Annotated in this window: 17 protein-coding genes; 9 read left to right on the top strand and 8 right to left on the bottom strand. The window is 55.5% G+C overall.

The genetic code is table 11. The annotated features are described in order from the left end of the window. Positions 1–20 precede the first annotated feature (20 nt). Positions 21–734, bottom strand: coding sequence for a PEGA domain-containing protein (locus VFE46_00390; protein HZZ26432.1), 714 nt, complete (start codon positions 732–734; stop codon positions 21–23). A gap of 504 nt (positions 735–1,238) precedes the next feature. On the opposite strand from VFE46_00390, the gene VFE46_00385 reads away from it, so the two are divergent. Both VFE46_00385 and VFE46_00380 read left to right on the top strand, forming a co-directional pair. Then, the gene (locus VFE46_00385; protein HZZ26431.1) at positions 1,239–2,513 is read left to right on the top strand and encodes a protein phosphatase 2C domain-containing protein; all 1,275 of its coding nucleotides are present in this window, start codon (positions 1,239–1,241) and stop codon (positions 2,511–2,513) included. A 126-nt stretch (positions 2,514–2,639) separates the two neighbouring features. Next, positions 2,640–3,821 carry an LptF/LptG family permease gene (locus VFE46_00380; GenBank protein ID HZZ26430.1) on the top strand — a complete coding sequence of 394 codons (1,182 nt, stop codon included), beginning with the start codon at positions 2,640–2,642 and terminating at the stop codon, positions 3,819–3,821. A gap of 32 nt (positions 3,822–3,853) precedes the next feature. Here VFE46_00380 and VFE46_00375 read toward each other — a convergent pair whose 3' ends face one another. Next, positions 3,854–4,384, bottom strand: coding sequence for an isoprenylcysteine carboxylmethyltransferase family protein (locus VFE46_00375; GenBank protein ID HZZ26429.1), 531 nt, complete (start codon positions 4,382–4,384; stop codon positions 3,854–3,856). A 395-nt stretch (positions 4,385–4,779) separates the two neighbouring features. On the opposite strand from VFE46_00375, the gene VFE46_00370 reads away from it, so the two are divergent. Continuing rightward, a complete protein-coding gene (locus VFE46_00370; protein HZZ26428.1) occupies positions 4,780–6,507 on the top strand; it encodes a HAMP domain-containing sensor histidine kinase in 1,728 nt (575 codons plus the stop codon). A gap of 83 nt (positions 6,508–6,590) precedes the next feature. Then, positions 6,591–8,132 (top strand): sigma-54 dependent transcriptional regulator, encoded by a 1,542-nt coding sequence (locus VFE46_00365; GenBank protein HZZ26427.1) that lies wholly within the window; start codon positions 6,591–6,593, stop codon positions 8,130–8,132. Positions 8,133–8,848: 716 nt separating this feature from the next. Here VFE46_00365 and VFE46_00360 read toward each other — a convergent pair. The 3 genes from VFE46_00360 to VFE46_00350 all read right to left on the bottom strand — a co-directional run bounded on the left by VFE46_00360 (position 8,849) and on the right by VFE46_00350 (position 11,332). Beyond that, positions 8,849–9,277, bottom strand: coding sequence for a DUF1810 domain-containing protein (locus VFE46_00360; protein ID HZZ26426.1), 429 nt, complete (start codon positions 9,275–9,277; stop codon positions 8,849–8,851). Between the two features lie 33 nt (positions 9,278–9,310). Then, complete coding sequence (locus VFE46_00355; GenBank protein ID HZZ26425.1) at positions 9,311–10,255, bottom strand: hypothetical protein; 945 nt, start codon at positions 10,253–10,255, stop codon at positions 9,311–9,313. A gap of 786 nt (positions 10,256–11,041) precedes the next feature. After that, on the bottom strand, positions 11,042–11,332 hold the full coding sequence (locus VFE46_00350; GenBank protein ID HZZ26424.1) for a hypothetical protein: 291 nt from the start codon (positions 11,330–11,332) through the stop codon (positions 11,042–11,044). 463 nt (positions 11,333–11,795) lie between these two features. Here VFE46_00350 and proC point away from each other — a divergent pair, with 463 nt between their 5' ends. The 3 genes from proC (at position 11,796) to VFE46_00335 (ending at position 13,432) form a co-directional block, all read left to right on the top strand. After that, positions 11,796–12,608 (top strand): pyrroline-5-carboxylate reductase, encoded by an 813-nt coding sequence (gene proC / locus VFE46_00345; GenBank protein ID HZZ26423.1) that lies wholly within the window; start codon positions 11,796–11,798, stop codon positions 12,606–12,608. Positions 12,609–12,637: 29 nt separating this feature from the next. Then, a complete protein-coding gene (locus VFE46_00340; GenBank protein ID HZZ26422.1) occupies positions 12,638–12,880 on the top strand; it encodes a hypothetical protein in 243 nt (80 codons plus the stop codon). 69 nt (positions 12,881–12,949) lie between these two features. After that, positions 12,950–13,432 carry a hypothetical protein gene (locus tag VFE46_00335; GenBank protein HZZ26421.1) on the top strand — a complete coding sequence of 161 codons (483 nt, stop codon included), beginning with the start codon at positions 12,950–12,952 and terminating at the stop codon, positions 13,430–13,432. A gap of 41 nt (positions 13,433–13,473) precedes the next feature. Here the strand turns inward: VFE46_00335 and VFE46_00330 are convergent, their stop codons facing one another. The 3 genes from VFE46_00330 to VFE46_00320 form a co-directional block, all read right to left on the bottom strand. Beyond that, complete coding sequence (locus VFE46_00330) at positions 13,474–13,815, bottom strand: DUF971 domain-containing protein (GenBank protein ID HZZ26420.1); 342 nt, start codon at positions 13,813–13,815, stop codon at positions 13,474–13,476. After that, on the bottom strand, positions 13,812–15,098 hold the full coding sequence (locus VFE46_00325) for an AMP-binding protein (GenBank protein HZZ26419.1): 1,287 nt from the start codon (positions 15,096–15,098) through the stop codon (positions 13,812–13,814). Before VFE46_00325 ends, VFE46_00330 begins: the two co-directional genes overlap by 4 nt. Positions 15,099–15,207: 109 nt before the next feature. Then, positions 15,208–16,470: a PQQ-binding-like beta-propeller repeat protein gene (locus tag VFE46_00320; protein ID HZZ26418.1), complete on the bottom strand. Its 1,263-nt coding sequence runs from the start codon at positions 16,468–16,470 to the stop codon at positions 15,208–15,210. A 196-nt stretch (positions 16,471–16,666) separates the two neighbouring features. Between VFE46_00320 and trpD the strand changes: the two genes are divergently transcribed. Together trpD and VFE46_00310 are read left to right on the top strand one after the other, a co-directional pair. Continuing rightward, positions 16,667–17,695, top strand: coding sequence for an anthranilate phosphoribosyltransferase (gene trpD / locus VFE46_00315; GenBank protein HZZ26417.1), 1,029 nt, complete (start codon positions 16,667–16,669; stop codon positions 17,693–17,695). Beyond that, a partial coding sequence (locus VFE46_00310; GenBank protein ID HZZ26416.1) for a heavy metal translocating P-type ATPase occupies positions 17,676–19,698 on the top strand: 2,023 nt, incomplete at its 3' end. The genes trpD and VFE46_00310, both read left to right, overlap by 20 nt.

The raw sequence follows: 19,698 nt of genomic DNA, 5'->3' as shown, positions 1-19,698 counted from the left end.
AGCGGTGCCTTGATGATTGTTCAGCGTTGCAGCGGCGTCTGGGCTTCTCCAATCGGTCGCCAGCCCGGAGGCACCACAGGCTGATTGAATAACGGCCCATTGCTGGGCGCCACACTCGGCGCCGGATACGCATTAGGGACAGGATAGGTGCCCGGTATTGAATTACTCGGCAGGCCATAACCGCCCGGTGGCGGATAGTTGCCCGGCGGCCCAAAGTTTCCCGGAGGACTCGTCGCCGGCAAGGCTTGCGGCCCCGCTGTCGATGGATAAAGCGGTCCGATTGGCGTGGCGTTCGCCGGCGGCGGCAAATTCTCCGGCGTCGGGGTTAAAGTTGGCGATCCTACCGCAGGCGGCATTGACGGTGCGATTCCCGGCGGCGAAGCTATCACCGGTGACTCGGCTGCGGCTTGCATAATACTGGCGCTGCGTAGTTGCTCGGCGCGACTTCTTAATTCCTCGGTAGGCACCATTACCAGTGGATTCATCTGGTAATCGAAGCTGCGCTCGTCACGAATCTTTCCCGGCCATAAATTCTCGCTGAAAAAATCCGCGCCAAACACATCATACCAAGGCGCCGGCATGGGCTGATAAACCGTCAGCGTTTCGTAACCATTCTTAACCAACCGGATTTTACGCGTGCCGTAAAATGTGTAGCCCGTCGAAACGGGCGTGGTGCCGATTAAATAATCGTCGACGTACACCTCAGCCCCGGGGGGAGCACTGCGAATGGTCATTCGCCGCTCGACACAACCCACTAGATTCGCTGTGATTGCGAACAGCAGCAGCGTAAAGCTCAAGCGGCAAAAGCAATTTAGATAGCGGAAAACCGACATGCCACGATCACACAGGAATAGAGCGAGGAAGGCTGAGACAAGAGAAAAGCGAAGAAGTATAAGCGGCGCGGTCCAGCAACAGCCAGCCCAATTCGTGCCTGCCGGCAAAGGCCTGAAACCATCGCCGCAATCACTACTATGATGCCCGATTTCAAGTTAGAATAAATCTTTGTGACATCTGCGCAAGCTGGATATGATGCTAGCATAACAAGTGGTTCTTGATCGGGTTGATTGCAGGCAATTGAAGGCCCAACTCGATTAGAAACAACTTCATGCCCGGGGAATTATTCGCGTGCTTCTGAGGTGCTTGGTAACGGCCCTGAAAACTATTGATAAGGCTCGCGCATGGCCTCGGTAGCAACCTGGAATGATTGCCTGGAATACGTCGCAATATCCGATGTCGGAATGCGACGCGCAAACAACCAGGATGCACATACCGAAGTTCTCGCGCCGGACATGGAAAGTTGGCTTCGCCGCGGTCACCTGTTTGTAGTTTGTGACGGCATGGGTGCGCATGCCGCTGGGGAACTCGCCAGCGAAATGGCCGCAGAAGGCATTCCGCACACGTACCTTAAATACCACGATCTTTCCGCCCCGGACGCCATTCGAAAAAGCATTGAGGAGGTCAACGGTCAAATTCATGGTCGTGGCCAAGCGAATCCGGATTTTCAGGGCATGGGAACTACCGCCAGTGCGCTGCTGCTGCTTCCTCAAGGAGCATTGGTAGCCCACGTGGGCGACAGCCGAGTGTATCGAATGCGCGGTCATCAACTCGAACAGCTTACATTCGATCACAGTCTGGTTTGGGAAATGTCGGCCGCAGGACAGGTTCCCAAAAGCGCCCTGCCGGGCTTCGTGCCAAAAAATATCATCACGCGATCGTTAGGCCCGCACGCTGATGTAAGGGTCGATTTGGAAGGTCCCTACCCGTTAGAAGCAGGCGACATATTTTTGCTCTGCAGCGATGGATTGACCGGGCAAGTATCTGACTCGGAAATTGGAGCTTTTTTGCAATCGTTGCCTTTGGCAGAAGTCGCGCAGGTGATGGTCGACATCGCCAACTTGCGCGGCGGGCCCGACAATGTTACGGCAATTGTCATCCGTGTCAAAAATACAACCCTGACGCCCGCCGGCGGATGGCAAGTTAAGCCGTTCGCTTTGTCCGACCAATCTGCCTCAATATCTCCGGCCCCCCCGCTTCAAAAACTGTGGTTGGCGTCTGCTGTTTGTTTTCTGCTGGCGGTCCTCTTGGGCGCGGCCCAGTTAAGTATTCCGGCTTTATGCGCGATCTTGGTTGGAATTGCTTTGGGCGTGGTCGGTTTGCTACTTCGAATTTCGCCACAAGAACAAGAAACTCGCTACCTTCCGGCCGGAATTCGGCTGGGCACTGGCCCGCATGCTACTTCCGATTGTTCTCCCACCGAAGAAGTTGTGCGGGAACTGTTGTCCATGATTGAGCAATTACGAGATGCTGCGACGGAAGAGCAGTGGGCAGTGAACTGGGACGAATTTAACTCGCGAGCGCTGATTGGCAAGCAAGCATTCGACGCTCGCAATTATCCGCTGGCCGTCCGCGAGTTTTCTACTGCACTGCGCCTGATGATGAATGAGTTGCGCAATCAGCAAGCACACGTGCGAACTGGAAGCTACCAGCCGCGGCCTTCTACTGAAAGCAGTTAGTTCTCAACCGGCTGGAAATAATCATTCGCTGGGGCGAATTTCTCTGTTTCGATCGGGCAAAATCTCCGCGGCGGAAGAATTGTCATTTCCGCGATTCCCGGAAATCGCTACATTTACTCACCTGTCATGCGAATTCTAACGCGCTATGTTTTGATCGAGCTGCTCAAGGTCTTCCTGGTATCGCTTGCCGGGATGACGCTGTTTTTTTTGCTGGTCGGCTTGGTAAAAGAAGCCTATCTCGAGGGGTTAGGCGTCAAACAAATTATTCTGCTGATACCTTTCGTGTTGCCGGACGCCCTACGCTTTGCCGTGCCAGCTACGATTTTGTTTGCCAGCTGCAATGTATTCGGACGGATGTCGTCAACGAATGAAATTATCGCGGTCAAAGCCAGTGGCATTTCTCCCTTGGTGTTGTTATGGCCGGCTTTCATTTTGGCATTTGTTATTAGCCTTTGGGCCGTGTGGTTGAACGATGTGGCCGTTTCCTGGGGATACAACGGCGCCGCACGCGTGGTGATTGATGGGGTTGAAGAAATTGCGTACGGTCGTTTGCGACAACAACATTCCTATAGCGCTAAGCAGTTTTTCATCAATGTCGCCGATGTCGTTGGCAAGCGCTTAATTCATCCTACCATCACGCTGCAGGGAGATGGCGATCAACCTACCCGAACCATCATTTGTGACGAAGCCACGATGAGAACCGATTTGGCGGCCCAGGTTCTTAACATTTCCTGCACCAACTGCACGGTGGAAATTGGCGACGGGCAGCTCGAGCTGCCAAGCTGGGAGCAAGCAATTCCTTTGAGCGAAGCGAGCCGCAAAAACGGTGGTGGCAGCAGTCCCTCTTATTTACCGATGAATGTCATCCCCCAAGAAAAAATTAATCAGGTAAGTCGTATTCAATCGCTTCAGCAACAACTCGCTGCAAAGGCCGCTTACCAACTCATTAGCGGCGATTTTTCCAGCTTGGCGAATGCTTCCTGGACTACCGATTCGTCAGAATTGAACGAAGCCCAGCAACGGCTTTACCGGTTAAACATGGAACCTTATCGCCGCTGGGCCAACGGCTTTAGCTGCTTGGGCTTCGTGCTGTTGGGCGTGCCGCTGGCCATTTACATGCGAAATGCCGACTTTCTCAGCAGTTTTTTTGTCTGCTTTCTACCAATCTTGCTTTGTTATTACCCGCTTCTCGTGTTAGGCGTTTCGAAAGCAAAATCAGGCGCAGTACCATGCTGGAGCGTATGGGCAGGTAATGTGATATTGGCCTTACTGGGTGCGCAGTGCATGCGACGAGTTTATCAACATTAGCAGAAACTGCTTTTTAGGCCGAAGGCCGGTTTTTACGGCAATCGCAGCAGATGCGGCCAGTTGGGCTGTGACCTCAATTGCACAATCAAAAGGCACAGAATGGGAATCCAAATCCAGCGGGCAGCCCGAATGGCTTCAGAAAATAAACCGCCGATGCGTACTTCAATGGTTGCCGCACTGCGAAAGCTGCTCAGTTGCGGCACAAATCGGGGCACCTTTCGGCAGTAGCTTGCATATTCTTCCCCAAAGCATTGGTGCAAGCGCCTTTCTTCAACAGGCACCGTGGTGAAAAGATAGATCCCGCTTGCCAACACCAACCCCAGCGCAAACGTCAAGCTTTCTAAAAAAATCGCTACCGAAAGCACCATCAAGAATGTGCCGACGTAAAGTGGATTACGGCACAGCGAATACGGACCTTCTTGGATTAAGCTCGCGGTTTTTCGACCGCCAATGTACAGCGTCGACCACCAGCGAAAAGCGGCGCCTGCGAAAAACATCATCCACGCCACTTGGTCAAAGATGAAGTCTTCCCAACTACCTTCCAAAGATCGTGGGGTAGACAACAAAACCAAAATGCTAAATGGCACTAATACAAAAACGCCGATCCATCCGCGCGATCGTGCGGCCCAAGCTTGAAAACCTGTCTCCTTGGCCATGTTCATTCGATGCCACCGATGCAATGAAAGCACTAGAATTGAGCAATAGAATAGCGGCGTTGCGTGATAGCGGCAAGACCGCCGTGGCGGTAGCCGTTACATTCCGCTCCGTATACTCATTTCGACTCCCGATAAACCTATAAAACAGGAAATCGCGAAAGCTTTCTAGGTCGGAAAGATCGCCATAAAGAATGCCTTCTGTCACGCGGCATCATTTGCTACACTTTCCGCCCCGCCTCACGACGCCAGCATGTTGTGAAGCTGCTAGCATCTCTCGACATCCAGCGACAAGGAGGTCGCGCGTGTTGTCTCGGTGGCCCATCCGGAACAAATTGTTGTTAGGCATTGCCTTGCTGCTGGTCATCATGCTTACGATGTCCACTAGCAGCTTCCAGGGCACCTATGCCTATCGCGAGCTAGTGCGCAGCATCAGCAGTCGCGCTCGCGAATTGCCGCCGGCTACGGCTCTGTCGGAACGAGTCAGTAATTTGCGCGTCTTTCTAGCCAATCTGGAGTTTTTGGGCCGCTATCCGCAATTGGAATTGCCCACGGTTTCGGAACAGCAGCTCAGCGACGATTTCCGGCACGAGTTTTCCAAGGCACAGGCTACGGCACAAGATTACGAGAACGCACTCAAGGAAACCGAGCGCTCCGAATTTCGCTTAGGCGACGCCAGCCAGGAGTTTGTGGCATTGGCCCAAGTCAAGCATCTGCTGGCGAATGTCGAAAAAGAAACGGCCGAGAACGATTGGTATCGCAACAAGCCGCTGGCCCAAAACGATGGAGGCGACGAACATAGCGTCGCCATCCAATACGACATCCCTAAGTCGGATGCAGCCGCCGACAACGCCGAATCGTATCGCACGCCGCACACCGATAACGTCAAAATCGATTTGGCGGATTTGCAATTTCTGGTTGCCAAGCTCCCCAGCTTTCTTCAGGAGCGCATGCAAGAGCTCAAGGACGAAGTCCACTCCCGCTATCGCGCTTGGATCATTCTCGCTTGGATCTGCGCGATCGCTGCCACGGTGTTTGTGGCCGTGTTCATTCGCTTGGGCTACCGCTGGATTTTTCGTCCCTTGCGACTGCTGGTAAAAGGCTCGCGCATTGTTGCCGCCGGCGATTTTAACTATCGCATCCAGTTGGAGTCGCACGACGAAATGGCCGAGCTCAGCGCCGCCATGAACGACATGACCACCCGCTTCTGCACCATCCGTGACGATCTCGATCGCCAGGTCCAACTCCGCACCAAGCAAGTCGTCCGCAGCGAGCAACTGGCCAGCGTGGGCTTCCTCGCGGCCGGCGTGGCTCATGAAATCAACAATCCGCTGGCTTCAATTGCCTTATGCGCCGAGTCGCTGGAAGGCCGGCTGATGGAAATGTGCCCTGTCGGCAACGACCAAGTCCAGGTCGTGCAGCGGTACCTAAAAATGATTCAGACCGAGGCCTTCCGCTGCAAGGAAATTACGGAGAAGCTGCTCGATTTTTCTCGCCTGGGCGAAGTCAAACGCCAAAGCACCGACCTGCGCGAGCTGATCCAAGGCGTCATCGATATGGTCCGCCATGTCGGCAAATACCAAAACCGAAAAATCGAATTCAATGCGGGCGAAGGCGTCTTCGCTCCGGTGAACGCTCAAGAAATCAAACAGGTGGTGCTCAACCTTGTCACCAATGCACTCGACAGCGTCGATGCCGGCGGCACGCTTACCATCCAACTGACCCGCAAGCCAGACTTCGCGGAAATGATTTTCACTGACGATGGCTGCGGCATGACCAGTGAAGTGCTTAAGCACCTGTTCGAGCCGTTCTTCACCCGCAAGCGCGGCGGTCAAGGCACTGGCCTGGGCCTTTCCATCGTCTATCGCATTGTCAGCGAGCATGGCGGACAGATCGAAGCCGTTAGCGCGGGTCCCGGCCGCGGCTCACAATTTCACGTCACGCTTCCCTTGTCAGAAGCCAAAAAATCGCCGCTCAACCATTTGCCGCCGAGCGCTCAGTCGGCGGGAGCCAAGAAGCAACTCGCAGCATAGCTTAACAACGAACTCGCTTAAATACTTTCCGACTGGCCGTCCACACAAGGAGCCGCATCATCGCTATCAAGCCGCGTAAACGATTGAAGTTGCTATTCGCCGATGACGAACGCTCGCTCCAGGAACTCATGCGCATCGAGCTGGATCGCATGGGCCACGAAGTCACCGTCTGTCCCGATGGTCTCACCGCCGTGGCCGCGCTGGAGCGCAACACCTACGATTGCATCATCGTCGATCTCGATATGCCCGGCCTCACCGGCATCCAAGTTATCGGCAAATGTAAGGAGCTCTCGCCCGATACCGAAGCCGTGGTCCTGACTGGCAAATCGTCGTTGGAATCGGCCGTGGCTGCCTTGCGTCATGGAGCGTTCGATTATCTCACCAAGCCGTGCAAGCTAGTGGAAATCGAATCGCTGCTGAACCGCGTCATCCAAAAGCGCGAGCTCACCCACAAATTCCGGGCACTCAAACGACGTCTGGAATCGGTCGAAGGCACTTCGCAGCTCATCGGCAATTCGCCGGAAATCGAACGAGTGAAAACGCTGATCGCCAAAGTCGCCCCCACCGATTCCACCGTTCTTATCACCGGCGAAACCGGCACCGGCAAGGAGTTGGTCGCCCGCGCCGTGCACGATCAAAGCGCCCGGGCCGAAATGCCCTTCGTGGCCATCAACTGCGGCGCTCTGCCGGAAAGCCTGATCGAAAGCGAACTGTTCGGCCACCGCAAAGGCAGCTTCACCGGCGCCGACGAGCACCGCGTGGGCCTGTTCGAAGTCGCCGATGGCGGCACGCTGTTTCTGGACGAAATTGGCGAACTTCCCAAACCCATGCAAGCCAAGCTGCTGCGTGTGCTGGAAAGCGGCGAAATTCGCCGCGTGGGCGAAAACCAATCGCTCACCGTCGACGTGCGTGTGGTTTGCGCCACCCATCGCCGCCTGGACGAAATGGTTTCGCAGGGCGATTTCCGCCAAGACCTGATGTTCCGCGTGAACACGTTTGAAATTCAACTGGCCCCGCTCCGCCAGCGTCTTGCCGATGTGCCTTTACTTGCTCTGCACTTACTGAAGCGGCTGCGCCCGCATCTGCGGTCCAGCGATCCGGCCTTCACGCCAGAAGCGATTGAAAAGCTGCAACACCACGATTGGCCCGGCAACGTGCGCGAGCTGGCCAACGTGGTGGAGCATGCTTCCATTCTGTGCGACGAGTTGCCGATCTCCAGCGAACACTTGCCGGAACAGTTCGGCGCCCGCCGCCTGCGCATCGACAGCGCTCACGGGCAAAAATCCGACCATGCTTCTCTCCCTTCTCCCCAGCAAACGAGCATGCTCGACGGGCGTCGAGCGGCGCAGGGCGGCAGTCGCGTCGAAAACGAAGCGCCGGGGATGAGGGGCGCCTCCGAGCCGGGCGCGACAGCAAGCAGTCTCCCCTCGCCCCTTGCGGGAGACGGTTCAGGGGTGAGGGCACCGGCTCCCATTTCGCTGCGCGACCTGGAAATGCAAGCCATTTACCAGGCCCTGGAACGCAACGCCGGCAACAAGCCCAAAACCGCAGAAGAACTCGGCATCAGTTTGAAAACGCTCTACAACAAACTGAACCAAAGCCAAAACCTGGAACGCAGCGCATGACTTTTTCCGTCGCTCATGCCGGCCTTCCATTTCGAGCCGCAGCTTAGCCCCGGCCTCTCGCCGGGGATTAACCGCCGCGCTTCGCCGCCACTTCTATTTCCGCCGCTACATGTTAAACGTTGTGTTAACACAATCGCCTGTGCACTTCTGGGCTCCGTGTGTCTTTGGCGAATGGTCGCAGCAGTGCTTGATTTTCTCGCCAACAACCCTTGCAGTTATTGAATCGCCACGACTCCGCTTGCACAGATTTTCTGCCGAAAAATTAGGCCACTTATTTGGTACAATGCCGCTGCAGAGCTAGCCTCTGGTCGTCGAGCTGGGATTTCCAGCAAGCGGCGAGATTGATCTTTGACAATTGAGAAAAACAACCAGACGTGAAAATTGTCACCAGCAGTGCCGCGATAATTTCCGATTGGATTTTTTTGTGGCGACGGAGAATTGCAAAAATCGCCGAGATTTCTCGGACCGATTTTTGAGCGTGGCCCAATTCAAGTGGAAAAATGGTGGAAAATAAGAAGGCCTAATTGGTGACAAAAAAACAGTCGCCGGAAAGTTGGACTGCAAGTTTCAAAGCAATCTGGCTTTGAATTTCCGAGGCGAAAAATTCCGTTTCATCCTAGGCCCAGACGATGCCCCAGAAGGCTCGGCGATCGCATTCGGCTGCTCGTCGCAGGTCAACGGACCGATACGATTGTCGATGTGCTACGGCGCAACTACTAACCGCACCTCAAGATGGCCAGTGTATGGTCGTCCGGCCTGCCGACAAAATACTTGTCGATGGCGCCGACAAACAGCGCGTTTTCGGCAGCAGCGACCATGAACAGCGTCATGCAGGAATGGAACTTTAGATTGTCGGGATACGGAAATATCTGCTCGATGGAGCGGCGGTCGATGTTGATGACCAACCCGGTACACTCTCGCAGCCGTGTGCCCAGCACCGCATGGGCCGCATAAGCTTGTGCTTCGGCCTGAGAAGCAATGGCAAATTTTTGCGCCGTCGGGCTGCGGCCCAGGCCCTTGATTTGGGGAAAAATGAACCACATCCAATGACTGCGCTTTTCGCCAGACTGCAGTTCTTCCACGACTTGTGGATAAACGTCCTGTTGCGCATTCAAAAAACGTTGCAACTCGAAGCGGTCTTCCATTGCGCCATCGATCCATCAGCAACGGGCATGGGCCTAAGAATGCTTGCGGGCCCGTTTGACTTGCCGGCGAGTGAGATTTTGGGGGTTGTTCTTGTCCCCGCTGGAATTGTCGGCGTTGTCGTCGTCATTGTCGACCACCCGATAGTCGACCAGTTCCAACGTGCTGCGACGGACCAGCCGGCCTTCGCTGTCGAATTCTTTCGACGTGCGAGCCACAATGCCGCCGGGCACGTCGACGGAAGTGACATCGAGCGTAACATTCGCGCCATGGTCGCTGCGCTGAATGGTACGTTCGTAGGCGGTCGATTTCATTTCGTGGAGCACTTTGTAAGGCATATCCAGCGCGATCACCTCGACGGTGGTTTGCGGATCCTGCGGCGATTTGCCGTCGGCAGTAAAAATTCGCGTTTCGCGCTTCAGCACATAAGGTTCCACGTCGTCCGATAGGAAAAACTGCGTGATTTCCTTATCGTGCCCGGTGTTGGCCACAAGCTGTTGAATGCGGCAGGAAACTTGCCGGCCATCGACCGTGAGCGGTTCCGAACCCAGCGATTTGAGTTCGGCCGGCTGGTTAGGCGACTCGCCGTAGTAGCCATATTCGACAATTTGCGCCGGGCTTTCGAACCGGCGGCCGCCAACTTCCACGATGGCCTCGATTCGCAACGTGAGACGTTTGGCATCGGCGCGGAGCAGCGTGGTTTTAATTTCTGTGGTGGTGGTGTCGACCACTTCGCCACGGCTGTTCAAAGCATCGGTAATCACGCGAACCTGCTTCCACGTGCCCGGATCGAAACGCCCCCAAACGTGTAAATCACGAGGAGTGAGCTCGGCGGCCGATGCCGTGGAGGAAGGAGGCGTGGCGGTCTCAGCATGCACAGTGGAGCTGCACGTTACGGTGCCGCTGATGCACAACAAAACGGCAATGCCTAGTACGGGCAGGGCCGAGTGCAAAAATCGCCAATGCAAAGTACGATTCATGGCCACGCACCGAAGAACCGAATAAACGGCCGCCAATTCTCAGCGAATCTTGCCAGCGGCCAAACTATAAGGAACACACACGATCTAGCAGACGAGCGGAGGACTGACAACTCGTGGGGTAGAGCAACGATGGTGGGTGCAGCGTTCTTTCGGCATCCAATTCCGGAAAAATTTCGTGTGCTGCCGACAGTCCTACGGGTCTGCTTTACAAACCATATTCATAGCAAAAATACGCTGACCTGAGAAGATAGCGAAGGGCGATTCGCACTTTTTGAATAGCCGCCGTCCCCGTAAGTGCCAATCTTCGTTTACTTTGTGGCCGATCCGGCGGGAACGCCTGTTGGCATCGGAGTGGGGAAATCGTTGGCAACCGCTGCGGCGTGACTGGGTTTGGGGATCGCAGCTGTTGGGCGTTGGTTGCTAGTGCAGCCGGCGGCAAGCGGTACCACGAGTCCCAGCCAACATAAGAAGAAGCAATTTGATTTCATGCTCTGGAAGATCCTGCGGTACACCCCCATTGTCAAACGGAGCTGTAATTGTTTGTGCGAATAAGAAATTTCCGACGGAGCAATGCCGTGCATCGAATTCGATCGATCAGTACGGCATTTAGGGCTGTATGCGTGGTTGAAGCATCCAGTCTTCAACGGTGAGCGGCTTTTTCGGCTGTTGGGGTTGGAACAGACTACAGCCGGTGGCAGCGGTCAGCGCCACGGTGAAGATCAGAATAACCAACGCCCTGATAAATCTTTCCATCCGGAACATACCTTCGCCTAATGTCTTTTGGGTTTACTTTTTCTTAGAAAACCACTGTGTCGGGTGAAAGACTTTGTTATCCCAGAATGATTTTTTCTTCTTTTTGGCGGCGGTGTCGACAATCGAAGCGTTGTCATCTGGACTGGCGTTCACAACCGTCAATTGCGAATCGTCTTTTTGTACACCCTGAGCAGCATCGGCCGAAGCCTCTTGCTTCGAGCTGGAAGCGGATGGTAGCCAGCTCACTCCTTGGGCATAAGCTGGAATGCCTATACTCAAAATTGCCAATAGGCACCCGGCGCCTAACATGCGACGCTTCGACATGGTCTGAGACCTCCGTGATATGGTTGATTGTTGTAAGCTTTAAATTTTTCGGACGATTCCGCACAATGGGCTGCAGATACTTTCCGGATTGAGCATCGGGCGCGATTGACGAATTGGAAAAGTGTCTGGTCAGGCGCAGACCGCTCAGGGTTGATTTCTCTCGACGGATTTCGCCAGCTGGACAGTCTGAAAAGGTCGCGAAGTGTCGCAAAAACGGTGCTTTTGGTCCAGACGTATTTGCCGGGGAATTTAGGGTCGGGAGACCATTGGCAGATAGCCCGACTGTATCAGTCGGGGGAACCGCCCTCGCATTTTCAGAATTGTTCTTGCAACCCAGTTTTGCTTCCGGTTGTCGGTTTCTGCCGCGTAACGTAGCATTGCAAGAAGCACGCTAGCAGCGATAGACCCTGCGGCAAGCCATAAGCGATCCCGGATACGCCATACGGCCGGAAAGCCTTTTTGTATGTTGAAGCAAACCATTGGTTTCATTGGCGCAGGACAAATGGCTCGGGCCATGGCGCGCGGATTTACCACTGCCGGTTTGCTAGCTGAGAGGCAAATTGTGGCGGCCGATCCGCTGGCGGATGCACTCGCAGAATTTCAGCGGGTACTTCCGGATTGCAGCATCGCTTCGGACAATACGATTGTCGCCCGTCGATGCGATATAGTTGTGCTGGCGGTTAAACCGCAGCAAGCAAAGGCGGCGCTGGCAGAACTGCATGGCGCCTTGGGAAATGAAAAATTAGTCATTTCGATTGTCACCGGCATCCGTTTGCAATCGCTCGCAGAAGTCCTGGGGGAGTGTCGGCTCGTGCGCGTGATGCCCAACACGCCATGTTTAGTGGGCCAAAGTGCAAGTGCGTACTGCCTGGGACCGGCCACGAACAAAGCAGACGCCGAACTAGTGGCACAATTATTCGGTTCCGTGGGGTTAGCGATTCAGGTGGAAGAAAAACTGTTGGACGCCGTCACCGGCTTGTCGGGCTCGGGTCCAGCCTTTGTATATCTGATGATTGAGGCCCTAGCCGACGGCGGCGTGCGACTGGGGCTGACTCGTGACGTCGCACTGAAACTTGCTGCTCAGACCATGAAAGGGGCAGCACAAATGGTCCTCTCCACGGGAGATCATCCCGGAGTGCTGAAAGACCGCGTGGCAAGTCCGGGCGGCACCACGATTGCAGGCTTACATGTATTGGAAAACCACGGCGTGCGAGGCGCATTAATTTCCGCTGTGGAAGCTGCCGCCCGTCGCGCGACGGAATTGGCGAACGGATAACTGAAGCGTATATATTGACAAAGTGAATTATGTCCATCTTTTGTATCGTCGACGACAAACATATTCCCTTGTACCGGATTGTGTGGATTGCGGCAGTTCCACACTTTTGCGGTCATGACGATTGCACGCAGGAAGGCAACTACGAAATTCGCCTGGAACAGGGCGAATCGGTCTGGGCCAAGCGTGAGGAGCGTGATGCGGTGTTGAATGCCTTGGAACAGTGGCAGGGGAGCGTAGGGGGCGAAGATGAAGAATGGGAAGAGCCTCAGTAATGCAGCCTTGCGGCGCGGAGATTGCGCAGGAGACCATCGCACGGCTGAGTGACAATTAAGAAATCAACGATGTCTACTTTCGAAAATCACGATTTTAAATGGCGCGAAACTTATTTTGTGCTATTTGATTCTGCGCGGCGGCCCATGCTGGAACAGGTTAAGCGCCGCTTACTGAAAATTAATCCCCGATTTGAACTGAGCAACGGCGAGGCGGATGACGCTGGCCATTTCGATTCCGTTTCGCTCCGCTCTCCGCAAGATTATGCTGCCATGGACATCAGCTATGTGTCGGGCGAGGAAGTCTCGGACCAAGTGGATGAACTGCAGCGCGACATGAAAGGCAACATTGATGCCTCGGATCGTCCGAAACTTGCGCAGCTTGGTCAGTGCGATGCGAAGTTCGATATTCTGCACTTCGAACAGGTTTCCGACAACGAGGGAGACGAGGAAAGCGAAATGCTGGATCCCAGCGCACTACTGAGCGTGATGGACGCGCTTATCGAATTGACCAAAGGCGTGGGCGTGGATCCGCAGTCGGGCAGCTTGATGTGAATGCGCCGGCTGCGATTGATTCGCTGGGTTGCTGGTAAACCTCAGGCCGATTTGCCGGGAGCCTCGTGGCCGAGTTGCCGGAGCAGGTCCAACGTGTAAATGCCCGTGTTGTGACCGTCGCTGAATTCGATGGAGTAAGCATAATTACCCACCGGCTCCATCTTGGCAATTTGCAGTGGTCGAGCTTCCGATGCCGACAACACCGGCAAGAGATTCGCCGCTTCCGGAACCGCAGAGCGCTTCTCGCGGCAGGTGGCACAGGGACAAGCATCGCGCAATTCGCGGAACGAATACTGACGCAGTCCGCCATCGCTCCAATGAATTACGATTGCATTGTCGCCCGAGCGAGAGAGCTGGATCGGCTGGGGTGACATGGAGCTCATCGTGGCAGTTCCCGGTTATCAATAAATCGCTTTCCCTTGCCTTCAAATCGGGGCAAAGAACCCAGTGGAACTGATTCCACTTCTACACGCAGGCCAATCCGTAGTTTGAATTCCTGCAAAATTCGATCCGGCTGCTCCAGGCGATCTTCAATTTCGATCCGCAAGCGATCCATCTCCGAAACTTTGTAAACCGTGGCCCGGTACTCCACCACTTCCGGAAAGCTTCGCAAAATATGGTCGATGCTGCTGGGAAACACATTGACGCCGCGAACCACCAGCATGTCGTCGTTCCGGCCCAGCACACCGCCAGCGAGGAACACAAATCGATTGGCTTCCGAGTGCAGCCAGGTGGGGCGCACGACGTCGCCCGTGCGGTAGCGCAACACCGGGCATCCAATCCGACCCAAGTTTGTGATCACCAACTCCGCTTCCTCGCCATCCTCGGCCGGTCCACCGGTCGCCAAGGATAAGAACTCGGCAATATATTCGGACTCAATCACATGTAGCCCTTGACCATGCGGTTCTCCAAAGCCCCAGGGACCTACTTCCGTTGCCCCGCAATGGTCATGCACCTGGGCATTCCACAATTGTTCCAATCTGCCGCGGACGGCGGGCACCGATCCACCGGGCTCGCCTGCCAAAACCAATATTCGCACGCCGCATTGCGCAATATCAATATCGTGCTGTCCCGCCACTTCAGCCAAATGCAGCGCATAGCTAGGGGTACAACACACCACGGTGGGCTCGTTGTGTCGGACCAATTCCAAGCGTTGCAGCGAGTTCATGCCGCCGGTGGGAATGACCAGCGCTCCCCGCTGGCAAAATGCTTCATAAGCGCCCCAGAACCCGATGTGCGGACCAAACGAAAAGGCCATCAGCACTCGATCGCCGGAATCCACGCCCGCCGCATCCAGCACGTATTGCCAACATTCCAGCACCCATTGCCAATCTTCCGGCATATCGAGCACCACCATCGGTCGCCCGCTGGCGCCGGAAGTTTGATGAAAGCGCGAATACCGTTCCCGCGGCCACGTGTGATTGTTCGCAGTGTCGCCCCCGCTTGCCGGACCCATCAACTCTTCTTTGAATGTGAATGGCCACTGCGCGAATTCTGCCAGCGACTCGATGGGCTGTTTCATCCGCGCCAATTTTTGCGCATAAAACTGGTTGGACGGCAATGCCTGGTTTAGTAATGCGTTCAACCGTCGCAGTTGATATTGCTCCAACTCTGCGCGCGGCAATGATTCCAAGCGGCGGCGTTCAGCGGCGGTAGTGGGTGTCATCACTCAAATTCTATGCTGCGCAGCGTTTTTTTGTAGTTGCACTCGGTCTGACCAAACATCTAAGAAATACAGCTTTCTCGGCATCGCAGCACCGGGCGAATAAGATAATTTATTTTCCGCCGATCGAAATCAGATGCGACAGGGTGCGCAGGTACATTTTGCCATCCGCAATGGCGGGCGTTGCCTGGCTGCCTTCGCCCAGCGGGTTGCGGGCCAGCAGTTTATATTCCGACGAGGCGGCGAGCACCACGACGTCGCCATCGAGCGAAATGCAATAAATGCGATCGCCCACTCGCACCGGCGAACCATAAAAAATTCCCCCCACTCGTTGACGCCAGTGAATCTTGCCGGTTGGTACATCAATGCAACTGACAATTCCGCCGTCGCCCCACAAGAAAGCCAAATCGCCTGCGGTGCAAATGGTGGTCACATACGGAGCCGACGATTTGGGGATGCTGTACGCCAATTCATATGGGGCACCCTCTTTGCTCCCGGGCTTGATGGCCACGACCATGTTATTTCCTTTGCCTTCTTGCCCCTCGCCGCAGTTGGCAAGAATCAAACCGTCAGCCAAGACGGGGGAACCCACCGGTCGCAGTTTGAACACGGGCGCTTCCCAATTTACGGCTCCGGTTTTCAAATCGTGGCTGGTAATGCCGTATGCCCAACTGCACACGATCAATTCGCGTCCAGCCTTTGTTTCCAAAATGCAAGGGGTGGCATAGGAAGCGTTCTGTCGGTTATCGGCATACTTGCGGGGAATTTTCCAACGTTCTTGTCCCGTGGCTGAGTCGACGGCAAGGAGGAACCGCTGATCGCCTTCTTGATCGTCGGTGATAATTACCTCATCGTCCACCACGATCGGCGATGTGCCAAAACCGTGCTGGCTGACAAATGGCCCCAAATCGATTTCCCAGACGGAATCGCCTGCATGCGTTAACGCCTGCAGCGTGAACTTATCGGCGGAAGCCCAGGCCAAATAAATGCGCTGCGCATCCAAAGCGGGCGTGCTGACGGCAAAGTTATTTTGCGTGTGGACGTGATATTTAGCTCCAGGAAAATCTCGCTGCCACAATTTTTGGCCTGTGGCGGTATTCAAACACAGCACGTGCCGTGCGGCGGTGTCTGGCTCAGCGCAGGTGATAAACACCTGATCGCCCCAAATGACCGGCGACGAATGCCCAACGCCCGGTAATGGCGCCTTCCAGTTGTAGTCGCTTTCGGTCCAGGTGATGGGGATGGTCGCAGCCGAATCGCTTTGTCCCTGTCCGTTTGGGCCTCGAAATCGCGTCCACTCTTGGGCACCCGCCGCCACGCTGGCAGCCCAGACGCTCAGGGCGACGACACCAATGATCGGGCGATAGATCAGCATTGGACCTTCCAATTCAATTCATGTGCAAACGGTGCTGCAAGTGGCCTCGATCCTAACCCAAGCCGCTTTCATATTCCAGCAGCGAAGAACGTCTGATATTTTCGCGAGGAATGCATTGATTTTCTCAACTCCCCATTCCCCAATTGCTGCGGGGCGATAGAATTTTTGGACCCATCCTTCTACGCAGCGCAACCATATGATTACTGCCGCACTCGGTCGTTTGGCGGCCGGAGAAAACCTGGCTCAGCCAGAAACAACCGCTGTTTTCGACGCGGTCATGGAGGGGCAATTGCCGGAAGAGCAAATCGCCCTGCTTCTAACAGCCTTGCGTGCCAAGGGCGAAACCGTGGAAGAAATTGCCGGCGCGGCCCTTTCGCTTCGCAAGCACATGCTGCCGATCCGCACTCGACATCGTACTGTGATCGATACGTGTGGCACCGGCGGTGTAGGCTCTCGATTGTTCAACATTAGCACGACGGCCGCCTTGGTTACGGCTGCTGCTGGCGTGCCGGTCGCAAAGCACGGCAATCGCGCGGTAACCAGCTGCACTGGCTCCGCCGACGTGCTGGCTGCTTTGGGGGTAAACGTTGCCGCCGATGTGCCCTGCGTTGAGCGTTGCCTGGACGAGTTGGGCATTTGTTTTTGTTTTGCACCACTGATGCATCCGACGATGAAGCGTGTGGCGGATGTTCGCCGCCGCTTGGGTGTGCCAACCATCTTCAATTTGCTGGGACCCTTATGTAACCCTGCCGGTGCGCCGTTTCAATTACTCGGTGTTGGCCGGGCGGAGTTGCGCCAAACCATGGCGAAAGCTTTGGCCCGTTTGGGGACGCAACATTCCGTGGTCGTTAGCGGCGACGGCGAATTGGGCGAAGTGACCCTGGCCGGCGAAACCCATGTTACAGAGGTCGTCCACGACGGCACACTGAATGAACTCCGCTGGACTGCGGCCGATTTCGGCTTGCCTCCGGCAGTTTCGCTCGAACCGTTGATCGTAGAAGATAGTGGGCAAAGTGCAAATTTAATCCAACGGTTGCTAGCAGGAGAAACTGGTCCGGCGCGCGAGATTGTAGCCGCCAATGCTGCCGCCGCATTATGGATCTCTGGCAAGGCAGGCTCATTGCCCGAGGGCGTCCAAATGGCGCACCAAGCGATTAATTCGGGCGCTGCACAACATTTGCTTACGCGGCTGGTGGAGTTGACCAATGAAAAAAATCAGCTCTGAGCATCAACACCTTCCTGCACCTGCTTCGGGGCTGGCCAAAGCTCGTGATCCTGTGTGTGGCATGCTCGTTGATCCGGCCCGCGCGGCAGGCCATTTTGAATACCAGGGTCACACGTATTATTTTTGCAGTCCTGGTTGCTTGAAAAAGTTCCAAGCGCAGCCGGAGGGGTATTTATCTTCTGTGCCGGTTGCATCTGGGCCGCAGTTGAAAGTGTTGTCGCCGGACAAACCGACGCTTGAACCAAAGCAGCCCGCAATTCCGGCGGCGCGCACTCAATGGGTTTGTCCCATGCATCCGCAGATTGTGCGCGATCAGTCTGGCAATTGCCCGATTTGCGGAATGGCGCTGGAACCGCAAACCATAACGGGCGCGGAAGAAGCAAACCCGGAACTGGTCGAGATGTCGCGCCGCTTTTGGATTAGTTTGGCGTTTAGCGGCCCGCTGCTGGTCCTGGCCATGCTCGACATGCTTCCTGGAATGCCGGTACAAAGTTGGATGGGTGCGACCACACTGCGATGGGTCGAATTCGCGCTAGCCACGCCGGTCGTGCTGTGGGCGGGTTTGCCGTTTTTTCAGCGCGGCTGGCAATCGATTGTGCATCGCTCGCCCAACATGTTTACGCTGATTGCCATGGGAACCGGCGCGGCTTACGGTTTCAGTGTGGTCGCTACTTTCGTACCGAATTTATTTCCCGAATCGCTGCGCGGGCACAGTGGGCAAGTCGAGGTGTACTTTGAAGCGGCAGCCGTGATCATCACGCTGGTGCTTTTGGGTCAAGTCCTGGAATTGCGTTCGCGCGGGCAAACTTCTAGTGCCCTGCGCGCTTTGTTGGGATTAGCGCCTAAAAATGCCCGGCGAATCAATGCCGATGGCAGCGAACACGATGTGCCGTTGGACCAGGTGCAACCCCAGGATCGATTGCGAGTACGGCCGGGCGAAAAAGTGCCGGTCGACGGCGAGGTGCTGGAAGGCGCTAGCAGCGTGGATGAATCGATGATCACCGGCGAGCCTCTTCCTGTGGAAAAGCAACCCGGCGATCACGTCACCGGCGGCACAGTCAACGGTACCGGCTCACTCGTGATGCAAGCCCAGCGGGTGGGCAGCGAAACATTGCTGGCCCAAATTGTGCGCATGGTTAGCCAAGCCCAGCGTAGCCGGGCTCCGATCCAGCGGTTGGCGGACGTGGTTGCCGCATGGTTTGTGCCGGCAGTAATCGTTGTGGCAATTCTGGCCTTTGCCATTTGGTTGATTGTGGGACCGGAACCACGCTTGGCGTACGCAGTGGTCAATGCGGTGGCGGTGTTAATTATCGCGTGTCCTTGTGCCCTCGGTTTGGCCACGCCAATGGCAATCATGGTGGGTACAGGCCGCGGCGCGCTGGCCGGTGTGCTCGTGAAAAATGCCGAAGCATTGGAAATGTTGGAAAAAGTTGATGTGTTGGTCGTCGATAAGACCGGCACTCTGACCGAAGGCAAGCCACGGCTAATTACGGTGGAACCCTCAATCGCCGGTTCTGCTCATGGAAACGACCATTCCAAATTCCTACGGTTGGCCGCTGCGCTGGAAAAGGCCAGCGAGCATCCCTTGGCTGCGGCAATTGTCGCCGGCGCGAAAGAAAAACAGCTGGTGCTGCCCGAGGTCGAAAACTTTCGATCTATTACCGGTAAAGGCGTGATTGGAAAAATCGAGGCTCAAGAAGTCGCCCTCGGCAATGCGAAGCTGTTGGAGGATTTGAAAATCGTGATGCCGCCACAGCAATTGGAGCGTGCCGAAGCGCTCCGGCGCGATGGCCAAACGGTGATGTTCGTTGCCGTAGATGGACAACTGAAAGGTTTGCTAGGGGTGGCCGATCCCATCAAGGCGAGTACCCCAGAGGCAATTGCGGCGCTGCATGCCGATGGCGTACGCATTGTGATGCTCACCGGCGATAGTCGCACTACGGCCCAAGCGGTAGCTCAAAAACTTGGCATCGACGAAGTTGAAGCCGAAGTTGCTCCCGGCG

The sequence above is a fragment of the Pirellulales bacterium genome, from assembly GCA_035656635.1.
GTDB lineage: Bacteria > Planctomycetota > Planctomycetia > Pirellulales > JADZDJ01 > DATJYL01.
This window is presented reverse-complemented; position numbering and strand designations above follow the sequence as displayed.